This is a genomic window from Promicromonospora sp. NPDC023987 (assembly GCF_040639055.1).
Lineage (GTDB): Bacteria > Actinomycetota > Actinomycetes > Actinomycetales > Cellulomonadaceae > Promicromonospora.
The window spans coordinates 1-15,887 of sequence record NZ_JBEZZF010000093.1 but is presented as its reverse complement, the minus strand read 5'-3'; the positions used below and the strand labels follow the sequence as shown (position 1 = coordinate 15,887).

Sequence of the window (15,887 nt, the reverse complement as noted above, 5' to 3'; positions counted from 1 at the left end):
CACCCCCCGCTCACCCCCGCCCCCTACTGTCTGATGTGGTTGGTTGCGGCTCCGTTCGCCCCCAACAACCACCAAAAACATCCCATCCGACCGAAGTCGATGAGTTCGGTCGGACGTCTGACCGAACTCAGCTACCGGTCCAGAGGGCCCGGTATCTATTTCGTCCTGGTGCGTCGCTTCCGTCTTTTAAGGGCGGATTGTTACGCTCGCGTTCGCCAGTACATCGTCCGGCGCGGTGCCCCACCCCACGTGGGGACTCCGGCGTCGGGCAGACGAAGGAGCGCCGAGGGAATGCCCACGACCCGAACCTGGCTGCAGGCGGGCGGAGGCACCGTGGTCGCTGCCCTGATCGTCGCCGCCGTCGCGCAGGCGATGAACTCGAGCGCGATGTGGGTGTCGAACGACCCGGTCGGCGAGTGCGGCCAGACCTCCGGCGGCGCCGTGGTCACGGCCCAGAACGTGCTGTCGGCCGGCACCGGGCTGAAGCCCGTGGACGGGTCATGGGACGCCGAGTCGGAGGTGGCGACCAAGGCTTTCCAGGCCTACAACGGCCTGCCGGTCAACGGCTGCGTGGACACCGGCACCTGGGTGACCATGCGTGCCCTGATGGTCTCGCTGTGCGACCCGGAGTTCGACTGCCGCGGCCCCGACCATCGCGTGCGGTACGCCGCGCCGGACGGCGCTCGGGAAGCGTACTTCGCCGAGAACGACTGCGACTGGGGCGCCTACGTGCTGCCGGGTGTGGCACGCAGCCCCGTCCCGTCGAACAAGGTCGTGGCGCTCTCCCGGGACGCGGTCACCGAGATCGAGTGCGAGGGCTGACGTGGTCACGACCATCGACGAGCCGCGAATCCGGCCGGAGTGGCTGCTCGGCGGGGCGGTGACGCTGCTCGGCGCGATCATCATCATCGTGGTCACGCTGGTGCTCGGGGCGAGGGAGGACGCGCCCGTCGTCACCCCGGTCGACGCCACGGAGCTCACGGTCGGCACCTGCGCCGAGGATGTGCGGCAGCCGCACTGGGTGCCCAAGACCGTCGCGCGTGCGGTGGTCGAGTGTCCCGCCGACATCTCGGCCGGCATCGGCCGCACGACGGCGGAGGACCACCTCGGGACCTGGATCAGCTACCCGCTGGACGGCGCAGAGAACGAGGAGACGTTCCGTGGCGGGCCCGGCCGGGCCTGGCCGGAGGAGGAGGTCCGGGCGGGCGCCTACCACCCGCTGTCGGCCATCACGTACGTGGCGTACCCGGGGTCGGCGGAGCTGTCCGAGGAGCTGTCCGGTGACAACGTCACCGTCGAGACGGAGGACCTCGCCGACTCGGGACTCACCGTGCGGGTCACCCGCGTGGACAACAACGGGTTCGGCCCGGTGCGGCTCGAATGGTCCGACGACGAGGGTTCCTACCTGCTGCTGTCCACGATCGGCCGCACCCCTACGGGCAATGCCGGCCCGACGGTGGCCGAGCTGATCAGGATGGCGGACAGCGTCGCCACCGAGTAGCCGGCGCCTCGAAGGCCGAGCCTGTCGACACTCCAGGTCTCGACAAGCTCGACCAGCGGGGCCTCGACCAGCGGGAGCCGGCCCTGGTCAGAGGGTTTCCGTCAGGACCTCGTCCAGGGCCTTCACACCTGCCTCCAGCGCCTCGGCCGGGACTGTCAGCGCCGGGCGGAACCGCACTGACCGCTCGCCGCAGCCCAGCAGCAGCACGCTGCGCTCGGTGAGCGCCGACAGCACCTGGTCGCGCACCGCCCGCGACGGCAGCGTCAGCGCGCACATGAGGCCGCGCCCCCGGACGTCGGTCACGCCGTCGTGCCGCTGTGCGAGCGCGACCAGCTCGTCGTTGAGCCGCTTGCCCATGGCGCGGGCCCGATCCACGAGGCCCTCGGCCTCGTAGGTCTCGAGGATCCGGCGGGACCGCACCATGTCGGTGAGGTTGCCGCCCCAGGTGGAGTTGATCCGCGACGAGACCGCGAACGCGTTGTCCGGGACCTCGTCGATGCGGCCGCCGGCCATGATCCCGCACACCTGCGTCTTCTTGCCGAACGCGACGACGTCGGGCGTGAGGCCGAGCTGCTGGTAGGCCCAGGTGGTCCCCGTGATCCCGGCGCCGGTCTGGACCTCGTCCACGATGAACAGCGCATCGAACTCGCGGCAGAGCGCCTGCATGCCCTGGAGGAACGAGGTGCGGAAGTGATGATCGCCGCCCTCGCCCTGGATGGGCTCCATGATGAACGCCGCGATGTCGTGCGGGTTCGCCTCGAACGCCGCACGGGCGGCTCCGAGGGCGGCGGCCTCTGCCGCGTCCATGTCCTTGCCCTCGGCGAGGTACGGGGAGGGGATACGCGGCCAGTCGAACTTGGGGAACCGCGCCACCTTGCCCGGCTCGGTGTTCGTGAGCGACATCGTGTATCCGGAACGGCCGTGGAACGCGTGCTCCAGGTGCATCACCTGGGTGCCGAGCTCTGCGGAGCGGCCGTTCGCCTCGTTGTGCCGGGACTTCCAGTCGAACGCGACCTTGAGTGCGTTCTCGACGGCGAGCGCGCCGCCGTCGATGAAGAACAGGTGCGGCAGCGCCGGGTCGCCGAGCACGCGCGCGAACGTGTCGGCGAAGCGCGCCATCTCGACCGTGTAGATGTCGGAGTTCGAGGGCTTGTTGATCGCCGCGGTGGCGAGCTCGTCGCGGAACGCCGCGTCGTCGGCCAGGGCGGGGTGGTTCATGCCGAGGGGTGAGGAGGCGAAGAAGGTGAACAGGTCGAGCCACTCGCGCCCGTCGCGCGCGTCGACCAGCGTGGAGCCGTGCGACCGGGTGAGGTCAAGGACGAGGTCGAACCCGTCGACCAGGAGGTGCTCGCGGAGGGTGGGGAGCACTGCGGTGGGCTCAAGGTGTGTCGTCATGCTGGAAAGGTAGGCAATCATCCTGCCAAGTTTCAATGACTATGGAAATGTTCCTGTCAGGAGCGCCTGCGCCTGGGCTGGCGTGTCGCGATCAGCTCGGCGGTCCCCAGGGCCAGCGTGGACCCGAGGATCACCAGGAGCGCCGCGTTCCACCCGCCCGACACCGTGTGCACCGCGCCGATCACGGCCGGCGCGCCCGCCGCCGCGGCGTAGCCGAACGCCTGGACGGCCGCCACCGTTCGCCGGGTCTGCGCCACGGTGCGGCATCGCTGGGCGACGAGCGTGAAGATCACCACGAAGTTTCCGCCCTGAGCGACCCCGGCGAGACTCACCCACAGCAGCCACCACTGCGGTGCCAGGAGCAGACCCGCGGGAAGGGCGAGCCACAGCAGCGCCATCGTCACCGCGGCGCCCAGCATCGGTACGCGGGCGGCGAGGGCGAGCGGGACCAGCACGCTGCCCGCGATGGCCAGGCCCTGGAACGGTGCCGCCGCGTTGCCCGCCGTGGCCACGGACAGGTCCAGCAGGTCGCGCAGCAGCTCCGGCAGCCAGCCGGTGACCGCGTAGTACGAGAACGACTGTCCCGCGAACGCCACCGTCAGCGCCCAGGTGATCGGACGGCGCAGCACGCCGCCCCAGGTCTCGTCGGGCCGCTCGGTGTGCTGCGGGGTGGGCGTCGTGGCCGGCACGCTGCCGGCGCCGTCCCCGTGCGCGTCCGGTGCGGGAGCAGGCCGCGCGAGCTGGGGGTCCGGCAGCCGGCGGGTGGTGACGAGCCACACGACCAGCGCCACCACCGCGACGAGCGACCAGGAGGCGATGGCGCCCTGCCAGCCGAGCAGGGCCGCGAGGGGCGCGGTGAGCGACGTCGCGAAGACGGAACCGAGGTTCATCATCGACGAGTACAGGCCAGTCGCGAGGGCCGCCCTGGCCGGGAAGTCCCGCGCGATGATGACCGGCACCACCACGTTGCCCACGGTGATCGCGGAGCCCAGGACCACCGTCCCCGTGAAGGCCGCGACCACGCCGACCGTGCCGGTGCCCACCGACCGGATCAGCGTTCCCGCGATCACTCCCACCAGGGCGACGGTGACCGCCGCATACGGCCCCACCCGGGAGATCAGGGCCGACGCCGCCGGCGCCACCACGCTGAAGCAGAGAGCGGGGAGCCCCACGAGCAGGCCTGCCAGGGTCTGGTCCAGGCCGAGGCCGGTCGCGATGTCGGCCATGACCGGCGGGAGGGATGTGATGGGGGTGCGCAGGTTCAGCGCGAAGACGAGGACCGCGACGAGCAGCGCTGAGCCGCCTGCCGCTGTGCGGATGTTGCTCATGATGCTGTCATTGTGCGTGACGGGGTCTGTTGGTGCGCCTGGCGTCCATCGCGTCATCACATGGTGTGGTGATCGCCATCTCTGCTCCCCAGGAGGGATTGCGGCTTTCCCGTTAGATTGGGCGACCGGTCAGCATGTCCGGAATTGACGTCAGGTGCGGAATGAAGCAGCGGCAGGTCCTCCGAGGTGTGGGAGCACTCGTCGGTGTACTCACGGTGTCGGGTTGCACGTTCGACATCGGCAAGCTCGACTACACGGAGCCGGAGTTCGTGGGCTCCTACGTGGGCGATGGTGCAACGACGGTCGTCGCGCTCGGCAAGGACCGCACGTTCACGGCCGTCGGGGTCCCGGACGAGGTGCTCGACGACGCGGTGGACGGCGTCGTCGAGGAGGTGCCCGTCGAGCTCGAGGGCACCTGGAAGTACGTCTCGGGGAGCGCTCCCGACCGCGTCGAGCTGACGGTCACCGACGTCGACGGCGAGCCGGCCGAGCTCGGCGAGCTGCCCCTGTACGTCGCCGACGCCGACGACCTCTTCTTCCTGCCCGACCAGCTCGGCCGCGAGAAGATCGTCGTCAGCCGCAGCGGCTGAGCCGGGCAGGATCGCGGCGCCGGCACGTGACCCTCGGGCCTACGCGCTACGGCTACGCGCTGCGGCTACTCGTCGAACTGGGCCGTCACCGTCCGCAGCAGGGCCGCGAGCTGCGGGCGCTCCGCCGGGGAGAGTGCGGTCAACACCTTGGCCTCGATGTCGAGCAGGTCGCTCATGGCCGCGTCGACCCGCGCCAACCCTTCGTCGGTGAGCTCGACGAGCACACCGCGCCGGTCGTCGGGGGAGCGGTGCCGCTGCACGAACCCGCGCGACTCCAGGCGGTCGATCCGGTTGGTCATCGTGCCGCTGGTCACCAGGGTCTGCGTGACGAGCGTGCCGGGGGAGAGCCGGAACGGCTCCCCGGCGCGGCGCAACGCGGAGAGCACGTCGAACTCCCAGGTCTCCAGACTGTGCCGGGCGAAGGCGGTACGGCGCGCCAGATCGAGGTGCCGGGCGAGGCGGGACACCCGGCTGAACACGGTGAGGGGCTCGAGCTCCAGGTCGGGGCGCACGTGATGCCACGCGGCGACGATGCGGTCGACCTCGTCGGCGGGACCTGTGTGCTCCATGGCGAGAGGCTATCCGATGTCTCGATATCAAGAATCTCGATAGCACGTCAGAGGGGCGTCGCTCGTGGTCGCAAGGGCCACGACGACCGTAGGCTCAGGCCCCGTGGGAAGAGATATCAGGGTGCACCAGGTGTACGCGGGTCGAGTGCTGCAGGGTTCGGGCGCACTTTTCCGCGTGCCGGACGAGGTCGCAAGGCTCGGGGCGCAGCGTGTGCTGGTGATCGCGGCTCCGTCGTCGGCGGAGGCTGCGCGGGACCTGGCCGCTGCCCTCGCGGAGCGGTACGCCGCCACCTTCGGCCGCCCCGTCCAGCACAGTCCGGTCGAGGTGACTGGCGAGGCACTCGCCCTGGCCGGGGACGTGCGGGCCGACGCCCTGGTCGCGATCGGTGGCGGCTCCGCCATCGGGCTGTCCAAGGCGCTGGCCGGCCGGACCGGCATGCCCCAGGTGGCGGTACCGACGACCTACGCCGGTTCGGAGGCCACTCCCGTGCTCGGTGAGACCGAGAACGGCGTCAAGACGACCCGGCGGGACCCGGCCCTCGCGCCGAGCACCATCGTGTACGACCCGGACCTGACGCTCTCGCTGCCCCGAGGGCTGACCCTGACCTCGGCCCTCAACGCGCTGGCGCACGCCGTCGAGGCGCTGTGGGACCCCCGTGCGAGCGCGGCGACCCGGGCGTACGCGGTCGAGTCCGCCGACGGCATCCTCGCCGCGCTTCCGGTGGTGCTGGACCGCCCGTCCGACGTCGTCGCGCGCGGGCGGCTCCAGGAGGCCGCGTGGCTGGCGGGCGCGTGCTTGGCCCAGGCCCGGATGGGCCTGCACCACCAGCTCGCGCACGCCCTCGGCGGGACCTTCGGCCTGCCGCACGCGGAGCTGCACGCCCTGCTGCTCGCGCACGTCATGCGGTTCAACCTGGTGGCGGCGCCCGACGCCGCGGCCCGGCTGGCACGCCTCGCGAACGGCGACCCGACGCTCGCCGTCGCCTCCCTTGCCGCCATGCACGACGGCCCGACGACGCTCGGCGCGCTCGGCGTGCCGCGCACCGCGCTGCGCGAGGTGGCCGAACGCGTGGCGGCCGACCCCTATCCCAATCCCCGGCCGGTGACCGCCGACGCGGTGGAGGAGCTGCTGCTCGCGGCCTGGTGAGGCTCCGCGCCGTTGGCCTGCGGCCGAGCCGCAACTTGCGCGTGCTCGGCCGGGTTTCGGGGTGCCGAGCCGCAACTTGCGCGTGCCGGAGCCGGTCTTGGGGTGCCGAACCGCAACTTGCGCGTGCCGGTGGTCGCCCAACCGAAGGTTGCAGGTCTACAGAGGGTCCGGTGAACGCACAACCTTCGCTTCGAGGCCGCCGATGACTCGGAACTTGCGGTTCGGCACGCCAAGCCAGCAGGCACCAACCAGCCGCACCGCTGGCCCACCACCGCCCGAGATCGCCGCGCACACGCCTGCGCCCAACTGACTCAAGCTCAAGAATATGTCCAGTTTATGGCGCTGCGTGGCTCGATTTCTGACCCAATATCACAGGGTGAAACTAGATGCGCATTAAGGCTGAATATCCATTTCCCGTTGCAGAGTCCGTGTCGTGTGCTTAATGTATGGAACGCGAACACTGTTCCGCTCGCAGGTGATCATCCTGTGATTCCCGTTTTCTGGAAGGAATAGCCACATGAACCTCATTGACATCGTCTCGGAACTGATCCACAACCTCGGCTGGAGCCTCGAGCAGATTCTGTGCCTTCTGGGCCTCTGACCTGCTAGGACGCAGCCTCGATACGTCGGTAGCTGCGTGAGAAACATCCCCAGCTGTGCGAACACCCCTCGCGTTATTCCGCGAGGGGTGTTCGTTATATAAATGGTCACGCACACTTTGTTGCCCGAGAGCAAAACTGGTTGCCTCAACGCACCTGGGAGCCGCTGAGATCGGAGATTTCAGGTCCTGCCGGGCATTTTGCCGCCTTTATTGACGGCAGGTCAGTCACTGCACGAAGTGCGTCAGCGCTGAACTTTCGTGAGGGCCGGCTTCTTCTCCATGTTGTGGAGCCCGTTCCATGCCAGGTTGACCAGATGTGCCGCGACCTCGGTCTTCTTGGGGCTGCGCGCGTCCAACCAGTACTGGCCGGTGAGGGCGATCATCCCGACCAGCATCTGCGCGTAGAGCGGCGCGGTCTTGGTCTCGAGCCCGTTCGCCCTGAACTGGGGTTCCAGGATCGCCTCGACCTGGGTGGCGACATCGCCGATGAGGCTGGAGAAGGTTCCGGTCGCCTGGGCGACGGGAGAGTCGCGCACGAGGATGCGGAACCCGTCCTCGGACGACTCGATGTAGTCGAGGAGGGCGAGCGCCGTCCGCTCCAGCAGGACCTTGGGGTGCCCGCCCGAGCCGAGGGCGCCGGTGAGCGCGGTGGTCAGCGCCTGCACCTCGCGGTCGACCACGACGGCGTAGATGCCCTCCTTGCCGCCGAAGTGCTCGTACACGACGGGCTTGGAGACCTCTGCGCGTGCCGCGATCTCCTCCACGCTCGTGCCTTCGAAGCCTTTTCCGGCGAACAGCCCGCGGCTGACCGCGAGCAGCTGCTCACGGCGCTGACTGGCCGTCATGCGAGGTCGGGGGGTACGTCGGTTGTCGGCGGCCATGGTGTTCATTGTGCCCGAGCGGCAGTTCCGGACGTGTCCGGAACGCGTCGCCCACGTGAACGGTGTGGCTGACGACTCGCCGGTGACGGGCAGGGGCATGCCCGAGGACCTGGCAGACTGTTCACGGACGTGCGACGGTGGCACACGCCCGCTTCGGGTCACGACGGAGCCTCGCGCGCGCCCGGTCCGCCTTGGTGTAATCGGCAGCACAGAGGTTTTTGGTGCCTTTAGTCCAGGTTCGAATCCTGGGGGCGGAGCCATCCGGATCTGACTAACCCACCGATCGGAGCACTCGTGACCGAGACACCTCAGCCGGCAGCAGTCGTCATCCTCGCCGCCGGCCAGGGCACCCGCATGAAGTCCGCGTTGCCAAAGATCTTGCATCCGCTCGGCGGCAAGCCGATGGTCGGGCACGCGCTGACGGCGGCTCGGGAGCTCGCGCCGGTGCAGGTCGCCGTCGTGGTCCGCCACGAGCGCGAGCTCGTCGCCGAGGCAGTCGCCCAGCTGGACGCCGGCGCGCTGCTCGTGGACCAGGACGAGACCCCCGGCACGGGCAGGGCGGTGCAGTGCGCCCTCGAAGCGCTCGACTCCAAGGCGCAGGCCGCCGCGGCGGCGGCCGGCCTCGCCGACGGCGAGACCGTCGGCGACGGCGTCGAGGGGCCGATCGTGGTGGTGGCGGGCGACGTCCCGCTGCTCGACGGCGCCACGCTCGGCCAGCTGCTGTCCGCACACCAGGCCGACGGCAACGCCGTGACGGTCCTTACCACCGAGGTCGCCGACGCGACGGGCTACGGCCGGATCGTCCGCGAGCGGGACACCGGCGACGTGCTCGAGATCGTCGAGCACAAGGACGCGAGCGCGGACCAGCTCGAGATCCGTGAGATCAACTCGTCGGTCTACGTGTTCGATGCCGCCACGCTGCGACGTGGCCTGGGCGGCCTCGACAGGAGGAACGCGCAGGGCGAGGTCTACCTGACCGACGTCATCGCGTTCGCCCGCACCGAGGGCCTGCACGTGCGGGCGCTGCTGGCCGACGACCCGATGTTGGTCGAGGGCATCAACGACCGGGTGGCGCTCTCCGTCCTTGCCCGCGAGATGAACCGCCGCATCGTCGAGGAGTGGCAGCGCGCCGGCGTCACGGTCCAGGACCCGGCCACCACGTGGATCGACGTCGACGTCGAGCTCGCCCCCGACGTCACGCTCCTGCCGAACACCCAGCTCAAAGGCGCCACGGTGGTCGCGACGGGTGCCACGATCGGCCCCGACACCACGCTGACCGACGTCGAGGTGGGTGTCGGCGCGACCGTCGTCCGCACGCACGGGTCGCTCTCCGTCATCGGCGAGGGCGCGTCCGTCGGGCCGTTCGCCTACCTGCGCCCCGGTACCACCCTGGGCCGCAAGGGCAAGATCGGCACGTTCGTCGAGACCAAGAACGCCGAGATCGGTGAAGGCAGCAAGGTGCCGCACCTGTCCTACGTTGGTGACGCCACGATCGGCGAGCACTCCAACATCGGCGCCGCTTCGGTGACCGTCAACTACGACGGGGTGCACAAGCACCGCACGGTGATCGGCTCGCACGCCCGCACGGGCGCGGACAACATGTTCGTCGCACCCGTGACGGTGGGTGACGGTGCCTACACCGCCGCCGGCTCCGTGATCCGCCGGGACGTGCCTGCCGGCGCGCTCGGCGTCACCGCGGGGCAGCAGCGGAACATCGACGGGTGGGTCGCCCGTCGTCGGTCCGGGACGGCTGCGGCGGAGGCCGCGGCGAACGCTCACGGTGGGCCGTCCGGCCTCGGCGACCAGGCACAGCGCCAGCTTGCCCAGCAGAATGCAGCTGGGGCCCCCACGGCCCCGCAGGCCGCGGCCGCCCAGGCCGAGCCGGCCGAGCTGGCCCCAGCACCCGGGGCCGACAAGGAAGGAAAGTCCCACTGATGTCCAGCATCGCTCCCGTAGGCCCGAACCGCCATCCGCTCGTCCTCGCAGCGGGGCGCGCACACCCCGAGCTGGCGAACGACGTGGCGAAAGAGCTGGGCATCGACCTGCTCGGCGTGTCCGCGTACGACTTCGCGAACAGCGAGACCTACGTACGGTTCAGCGACTCCGTGCGGGGCATGGACCTGTTCCTCCTGCAGTCCCACACCATGCCGGTCAACCAGTGGATCATGGAGCAGCTGCTCATGGTCGACGCCGCCAAGCGGGCGTCGGCGCACTCGGTCACCGTCGTGGCGCCGTTCTTCGGCTACGCGCGCCAGGACAAGAAGAGCCGTGGCCGTGAGCCGATCTCGGCCCGGCTCATCGCCGACCTCTTCAAGACGGCGGGCGCCGACCGGCTGATGAGCGTGGACCTGCACACCGCGCAGATCCAGGGCTTCTTCGACGGGCCCGTCGACCACCTGTGGGCGATGCCGATCCTCGTCGACTACGTGCGTACCCGCGTGGACGTGGACAACGTCACCGTCGTCTCGCCCGACGCCGGCCGCATCCGGGTCGCCGAGATCTGGGCGTCCAAGCTGGGCGGTGGCCCGCTGGCGTTCGTGCACAAGACGCGTGACGTCACGCGCCCCAACCAGTCCGTCGCCAACCGTGTGGTGGGCGACGTCGAGGGCCGGGACTGCGTGCTGGTCGACGACCTCATCGACACCGGCGGGACCATCGCCGAGGCCGTCAAGGTGGTCAAGGCGGCCGGCGCCAAGTCCGTGACGGTCGCGGCGACGCACGGCGTGCTGTCCGGTCCGGCCCAGGAGCGGCTCATGAGCTGCGGGGCACGCGAGGTGGTCGTCACCGACACCCTGCCGATCGAGGACGGCCGTCGGTTCGACAACCTGAAGGTGCTCTCGATCGCGCCGCTGCTCGCGTCCGCGATCCACGAGGTGCACTCCGACGGATCGGTGACCTCGCTCTTCGATGGCAACGCCTGACCAGTTCAGGTATACGGTCGGACACTTGACTCGGATACGGTCAACGGAGGACCGTATCTTGACATCGATCTGGGAGGGTCAGTGACCGTCACCGTCGTGGTGCCCACGTTCAACGAGGGGCCGAACGTCCGGGCGCTCACGGAGCGGCTGTGCGCCGCGTTCGGTGTGCTGCCCGACGACGGTCGCGCCCCGGGCGCCCCGCACAGCCCCGAGGGTGGCCCAGCGCCCGTCGGAGTGCCCGAGCTGGTGGAGATCCTCTTCGTCGACGACTCCACCGACGACACCCCCGACCTGATCCGCGCGGTCGCGGCCACCGCGCCGGTGCCGGTCCGGCTGCTGCACCGCGAGACGCCGCAGGGCGGACTCAGCGGTGCGGTGGTGGCCGGGCTGCGCACGGTGACCACCGAGTGGGCGGTGGTCATGGACGGCGACCTCCAGCACCCTCCGGAGCTCGTGCCCGCCCTCGTCACGCGCGGCCGGGAGTCGGGCCTCGACATCGTCGTCGCGTCCCGGTACACCGGCGACGGCGACGCCGGCGGGCTGGACGGCTGGTGGCGGCACGGCGTCTCGATCGGGTCGGCGCTGCTGGCCCGGTCGATGTTCCCGGTGCGTCTGCGCAACGTGACGGACCCGCTCACCGGGTTCTTCGCCACCCGGGTGGACCGGCTGGACCTCGACTCGCTGCACCCGCGCGGCTTCAAGATCCTGCTCGAGCTGCTCGCGCGCAACACCCTGGCCGTGGGGGAGGAGCCGTTCGTGTTCGGCGAGCGGTACGCCGGGCACTCCAAGGCCACCCTCAAGACCGGCCTGCGCTACCTCGAGCAGCTCGCTGCCCTGCGCTTCGGGCGGATGTCGCGGTTCGCGATCATCGGCGGCCTCGGTGCGGTGCTCAACGTCCTCATCCTGTGGGTCCTGACCGGGCTGGGCATGCACTACGTGGTGGCGGCCGTGGTCTCCGCCGTCGTGACGATCCTGACCAACTTCCTGCTGCAGGAGCGGTTCGTGTTCCGCGACCTGCGGAACGAGGGCCGCGGCGTCTGGTCGCGGTTCGCGCACTCGTTCGCGTTCAACGGGACCGAGGCCGCGATCCGTCTGCCCGTGCTGTGGTGGCTGGTCGAGCACACGGGCATGTGGCCGGTGCTCGTGCAGGCGGTGACGCTCGTGGTGGCGTTCCTGCTCCGGTTCGTGTTCCACGTCCAGGTGGTCTACAAGCCGCGCCGCACCCAGCCGACGATCGGCGTCACACCGCCTGTCGGTGCGGACCGTGCCGACGAGCGGGTACAGTAGTCAGGTTGCCTCGGCGAGGGACGCTTGACGGCCGCGGCGGGACTCGATCCCGCTAGCACTCGGCCGGCGTCCGTGATCGACTGGGCGGCCGTCGGCGGCCCTGGGTGGAGTTCTCCAGCACTTCGTCCCACGTGCCCGCTCCGCGCCCGTCACGTGTCCCGCGCCGACGCAGCCGCCGACCGAGTTGCACACACAGACCTTCCAGGAGTGAATTTCCATGGCCGAGATCAAGCTCGCCGCTGAGCCCCGCACCGAGTTCGGCAAGGGCGCGGCCCGCCGCATCCGCCGCGACAACAAGATCCCCGCCGTCCTCTACGGGCACGGCGACGCTCCGGTGCACGTGACCCTGCCGGGCCACGAGTCGATGCTGGCGCTGCGTCAGACCAACGTCCTGCTCAACATCCAGCTCGACGGCAAGGGCCAGCTCGCCGTCGCCAAGGACGTCCAGCGCGACCCGGTCCGCAACGTCATCGAGCACATCGACCTGCAGGTCGTGACCGCCGGCGAGAAGATCACCGTCGACATCTCCGTGAACATCGTCGGCGAGTCGGCCCCCGGCACCATCCACCTCGTCGAGGAGCAGACGCTCTCGATCGAGGCCGAGGCCACGCACCTGCCCGAGTCCGTCGACGTCTCCATCGAGGGCCTCGAGTCCGGCTCGCAGATCCTGGCGGGCGACGTCAAGCTCCCCGCCGGTGCCGAGCTGCTGACCGACCCGTCCTACGTCGTCGTGCTCGTCACCGAGCCGCGCGGCGAGGCCGGCGACGACGAGTCGGCTGCGTCCGCCGAGTCGCCCGCCGAGGCGTCCTCGGAGGGCTGACCTCCCCCCGCCAGCCAGAGCGAGCCGGCGTGAGCCGGTCCGCACCGGGCCGAGGTAGAACCAGCAGGCGCGCGTACGAGAGGATCGTGCGCGGCGCGGGTTCTGCCTCGGCCCGACCTGTTTCTGCTGCGGCTGCTGCTGTCGTGCCGTCAAAGTTCCGCTGTCGTGAAGGAGTGTTGCAATGAGCGACCGGCCCTGGCTCGTCGTCGGGCTCGGCAACCCTGGCCCCAAGTACGCCGGCAACCGGCACAACGTGGGCCAGATGGTGCTCGACCTGCTTGCCGACCGTGCCGGCGCGCGCTTCTCCAAGCACCCGCGCGCTCAGGCCGTCGTCGCCGAGGTGCGCCTCGGGGTGCTGCCCGGCGGGGCGCCGGGACCCCGGGTGGTCCTCGCCAAGCCGACCACCTACATGAACGTCTCGGGCGGTCCGGTCAGCGCGCTCGCGAAGTACTACGACGTCGACCCCGACCAGGTGGTCATGGTGCACGACGAGGTGGACATCCCCTTCGACACGATCAAGCTCAAGATCGGCGGCGGCGAGGGCGGGCACAACGGGCTGCGCGACACCACCAAGGCCCTCGGGACCAAGGACTACCACCGGGTGCGGGTCGGCGTCGGTCGGCCTCCAGGCCGCATGGAGACGGCGGACCACGTGCTGAGGGACTTCTCCGGCACGGAGAAGAAGGACCTGCCGATCCTGGTGGATGACGCCGCGGACGCCGTCGAGCTCCTCGTCACCGAGGGCCTGCTCGCCGCGCAGGGGAAGTTCCACCCGGCCAAGGCGTGATGCTCGCGGTGGCCGGGTCGGCCGAGACCCAGTTCTCGACCGCCCGGCCACCTGAGCTGCTCCGCCGGCGGGCGCGGGTCAGTGCGCCTCCGCCCCCGCCCAGGTCGTCAGGTAGCTCTCCGGGCCCCGTGCCAGGTCGTCGATGATCTCCTGGCCGCCCACGAGCCGCAGGTCCTCGACGTAGTCGGGCACCAGCCCGTAGTGCGCGACGCCGTCGACGTTGACGTCCCACGTGCGTTCGCCGGTGGTCTGTCGGTCGAGCAGCGTGCCGCCGTCGAACGACCGGAACGGGTAGGTGACTCCGGTCGCGGCGTCGCCCCTGGGCGGCGGCGTGCCGCCGAACCCGTTCATGTCGAACCCGAACCCGATGCCCGCCCCGTATCGGTCGCGCACGGGTGCGGTGCGCTCGTACTCCTCGACGAACTCGTGGGCGGCGTGCCCGTAGATCGCGGCGAACCCGCCGAGGCCGTACAACCGGTCGAGGTACCGCTCGTCCATCCAGGAGTGCGTCGACAGGACGCCGGGGTAGTCCTCGTCCTCGAGGAGGTCGAGCGTCTGGTCGGCGGCCTTCGCGCTCATGTGGTCGATCTCGATCATCATGTTGCGCTCCATCAGGCCGCGGACGGCGTAGGCGCCCAGCCCGCTCAGGCCGCGGGTGTTGCAGAGTGTCCCCGGCGGGTAGAGGGGCAGGACGGGCGGCAGGTCGTCCTCCAGCTCGGGCGGGAGCTCACCGTTGCCAGGGTTGTTGTCGTGGGGCCGGTCAGCGGGGCAGGAGCGGGCGTCCCACCAGGTGCCGGTCGAGAGGAACTGCCCGGCGTTGATGATCGTGCCCATGCTGCCCTCGTCGAAGCGCACGCCGCACAGCGCGTTGTCGAACTTGTGGCACAGGTACATCGAGCGGACGCCCAGGTCGTGGAGCTCGTCGAGGCCCGCGTCGATGTCGGCGCGGGAGCAGTGCGGGATCCGCAGTGTCTGCTTGCAGCCGAACGGCTCCGACGTCTCGACACCGAGCACGACGGCGAGCTTGCCCTCCTCGATCACCTGCCTCGCCTGATCGCTGCTGGTGACGATCCGGAACCAGCCGCGGCCCGGCCCGCCGTACTGCGCGTCCACGTAGGCCTGCAGGTCGTAGGTGTCCTGCGCCTGGCGACGGATCGCGGTCATCTCGTCGCAGCTCTGGTGGGTGCCCGGGTTGATGGAGCACAGCAGGCCGTTGGTGACCAGGTCGTTGACGAGCACGCGCTGCCCGCCGCGCCAGGCCCGCTCCACCCAGCGGTAGTACATCTGCTGGTGGGTGAGGGAGTCGTGGGCGGGCCAGTCGGCGAACGTGGGCCAGCCGGTCGTGTCGTGCGTGCCGATCGGGGAGCCGTCCCGGGTCAGGTTCTCCAGCAGGGCGCCGAGCCCGTGCGGCTCGTGCGACGGGCAGTCCCGCAGCGCCGTGGCGATCCCCTCCCCCGAGAAGACCTTGCCGCAGACGGCGGCGCCGCCCATGCCGTCCTGCATGAACAGGTGGCTGTGCGCGTCGATGAGGCCGTACACCGTCCCGTCCGGGCGGGTCCCGGTGAAGGGCGTCCCGGTGACGTTGACCTCGGACTCCGGGCTGGGCAGCGTGGGTTCGGCGGGGGTCGACCCGGGCTGCACCGGTGCGGCCGGCGCCGCTGCTGCCACCGGCGTCGCCGCCCTCGGTCCGGTGTTCATGGCCGACGCCGGTGCCACCAGCGCCGTCGTGCTGAGGCAGGCCACCGCCGCCACGGTAGCGAGAACGGTCGTTCGTCTGGTGCGTCGCAGGCGTTGCACGGGACCTCCCGCTGGCCAGGGCGAGGCCGCGGCTCCGCCGGTCGCTACGGCGTCGTTGCCGCTGCTGAGTTTGACACAATAACAGGACAGGTCATGCAAAGGGTAGATGCCGGTCAAGTCACTCTTGGTCGGGGCAGTCCCCTGTGAGGTCGTTACTTTGCCTCGAGGTCGGGGGGCGCGGGGGGGGGCCGCGGGCGGAGGAGAACAACCCACCGCGGGGGGGCCCAGCTGGCACCACGCCGGCGGGTGAGAAAGGTATGGAG

The 15,887-nt window shown here is 70.4% G+C and carries 14 protein-coding genes and 1 tRNA gene; 10 read left to right on the top strand and 5 right to left on the bottom strand.

What is annotated here, in order from left to right; translation table 11 throughout:
• Positions 1-291 precede the first annotated feature (291 nt).
• Positions 292-822, top strand: a complete 531-nt coding sequence (locus tag AB0F40_RS25360) for a peptidoglycan-binding domain-containing protein (protein WP_357474471.1) — start codon at positions 292-294, stop codon at positions 820-822.
• 1 nt (position 823) lies between these two features.
• Positions 824-1,501, top strand: coding sequence for a hypothetical protein (locus AB0F40_RS25355; RefSeq protein WP_357474468.1), 678 nt, complete (start codon positions 824-826; stop codon positions 1,499-1,501).
• A gap of 87 nt (positions 1,502-1,588) precedes the next feature.
• On the opposite strand, the gene lat is transcribed toward AB0F40_RS25355, so the two are convergent.
• Together lat and AB0F40_RS25345 are read right to left on the bottom strand one after the other, a co-directional pair.
• Positions 1,589-2,896: an L-lysine 6-transaminase gene (gene lat, locus AB0F40_RS25350; protein ID WP_357474465.1), complete on the bottom strand. Its 1,308-nt coding sequence runs from the start codon at positions 2,894-2,896 to the stop codon at positions 1,589-1,591.
• A 56-nt stretch (positions 2,897-2,952) separates the two neighbouring features.
• The gene (locus tag AB0F40_RS25345; protein ID WP_357474462.1) at positions 2,953-4,224 is read right to left on the bottom strand and encodes an MFS transporter; all 1,272 of its coding nucleotides are present in this window, start codon (positions 4,222-4,224) and stop codon (positions 2,953-2,955) included.
• A 161-nt stretch (positions 4,225-4,385) separates the two neighbouring features.
• Here AB0F40_RS25345 and AB0F40_RS25340 point away from each other — a divergent pair, with 161 nt between their 5' ends.
• Entirely contained in the window at positions 4,386-4,814 is a 429-nt protein-coding gene (locus AB0F40_RS25340) for a hypothetical protein (protein WP_357474459.1), read from the top strand.
• 65 nt (positions 4,815-4,879) lie between these two features.
• Here the strand turns inward: AB0F40_RS25340 and AB0F40_RS25335 are convergent, their stop codons facing one another.
• Positions 4,880-5,383 carry a MarR family transcriptional regulator gene (locus tag AB0F40_RS25335; RefSeq protein WP_357474456.1) on the bottom strand — a complete coding sequence of 168 codons (504 nt, stop codon included), beginning with the start codon at positions 5,381-5,383 and terminating at the stop codon, positions 4,880-4,882.
• A 103-nt stretch (positions 5,384-5,486) separates the two neighbouring features.
• On the opposite strand from AB0F40_RS25335, the gene AB0F40_RS25330 reads away from it, so the two are divergent.
• Positions 5,487-6,530, top strand: coding sequence for a maleylacetate reductase (locus tag AB0F40_RS25330; protein WP_357474453.1), 1,044 nt, complete (start codon positions 5,487-5,489; stop codon positions 6,528-6,530).
• 843 nt (positions 6,531-7,373) lie between these two features.
• On the opposite strand, the gene AB0F40_RS25325 is transcribed toward AB0F40_RS25330, so the two are convergent.
• Positions 7,374-7,976 (bottom strand): TetR/AcrR family transcriptional regulator, encoded by a 603-nt coding sequence (locus AB0F40_RS25325; protein WP_357474450.1) that lies wholly within the window; start codon positions 7,974-7,976, stop codon positions 7,374-7,376.
• A gap of 221 nt (positions 7,977-8,197) precedes the next feature.
• On the opposite strand from AB0F40_RS25325, the gene AB0F40_RS25320 reads away from it, so the two are divergent.
• From AB0F40_RS25320 to pth, 6 genes are all read left to right on the top strand, one after another.
• Positions 8,198-8,272 (top strand) — tRNA-Gln (locus AB0F40_RS25320).
• A gap of 34 nt (positions 8,273-8,306) precedes the next feature.
• Positions 8,307-9,947 (top strand): bifunctional UDP-N-acetylglucosamine diphosphorylase/glucosamine-1-phosphate N-acetyltransferase GlmU, encoded by a 1,641-nt coding sequence (glmU, locus tag AB0F40_RS25315; RefSeq protein ID WP_357474447.1) that lies wholly within the window; start codon positions 8,307-8,309, stop codon positions 9,945-9,947.
• Positions 9,947-10,933, top strand: a complete 987-nt coding sequence (locus AB0F40_RS25310) for a ribose-phosphate diphosphokinase (protein ID WP_357474444.1) — start codon at positions 9,947-9,949, stop codon at positions 10,931-10,933. Before glmU ends, AB0F40_RS25310 begins: the two co-directional genes overlap by 1 nt.
• Before the next feature lie 81 nt (positions 10,934-11,014).
• Complete coding sequence (locus tag AB0F40_RS25305) at positions 11,015-12,220, top strand: glycosyltransferase (protein ID WP_357474442.1); 1,206 nt, start codon at positions 11,015-11,017, stop codon at positions 12,218-12,220.
• A gap of 217 nt (positions 12,221-12,437) precedes the next feature.
• Complete coding sequence (locus AB0F40_RS25300) at positions 12,438-13,040, top strand: 50S ribosomal protein L25/general stress protein Ctc (protein ID WP_357474439.1); 603 nt, start codon at positions 12,438-12,440, stop codon at positions 13,038-13,040.
• 181 nt (positions 13,041-13,221) lie between these two features.
• Positions 13,222-13,827 carry an aminoacyl-tRNA hydrolase gene (gene pth, locus AB0F40_RS25295; protein ID WP_357474436.1) on the top strand — a complete coding sequence of 202 codons (606 nt, stop codon included), beginning with the start codon at positions 13,222-13,224 and terminating at the stop codon, positions 13,825-13,827.
• Positions 13,828-13,905: 78 nt separating this feature from the next.
• Here the strand turns inward: pth and AB0F40_RS25290 are convergent, their stop codons facing one another.
• A complete protein-coding gene (locus AB0F40_RS25290; RefSeq protein ID WP_357474433.1) occupies positions 13,906-15,570 on the bottom strand; it encodes a Coagulation factor 5/8 type domain-containing protein in 1,665 nt (554 codons plus the stop codon).
• Between the last annotated feature and the right edge of the window lie 317 nt (positions 15,571-15,887).

Bases quoted from the DNA above. Each gene is read 5' to 3' on its own strand.
- pth (WP_357474436.1), top strand. From the start codon at position 13,222: ATGAGCGACCGGCCCTGGCTCGTCGTCGGGCTCGGCAACCCTGGCCCC.
- AB0F40_RS25325 (WP_357474450.1), bottom strand. From the start codon at position 7,976: ATGACGGCCAGTCAGCGCCGTGAGCAGCTGCTCGCGGTCAGCCGCGGG.
- AB0F40_RS25310 (WP_357474444.1), top strand. From the start codon at position 9,947: ATGTCCAGCATCGCTCCCGTAGGCCCGAACCGCCATCCGCTCGTCCTC.
- AB0F40_RS25360 (WP_357474471.1), top strand. From the start codon at position 292: ATGCCCACGACCCGAACCTGGCTGCAGGCGGGCGGAGGCACCGTGGTC.
- AB0F40_RS25300 (WP_357474439.1), top strand. From the start codon at position 12,438: ATGGCCGAGATCAAGCTCGCCGCTGAGCCCCGCACCGAGTTCGGCAAG.
- AB0F40_RS25335 (WP_357474456.1), bottom strand. From the start codon at position 5,383: ATGGAGCACACAGGTCCCGCCGACGAGGTCGACCGCATCGTCGCCGCG.
- AB0F40_RS25340 (WP_357474459.1), top strand. From the start codon at position 4,386: ATGAAGCAGCGGCAGGTCCTCCGAGGTGTGGGAGCACTCGTCGGTGTA.
- AB0F40_RS25345 (WP_357474462.1), bottom strand. From the start codon at position 4,224: ATGAGCAACATCCGCACAGCGGCAGGCGGCTCAGCGCTGCTCGTCGCG.
- lat (WP_357474465.1), bottom strand. From the start codon at position 2,896: ATGACGACACACCTTGAGCCCACCGCAGTGCTCCCCACCCTCCGCGAG.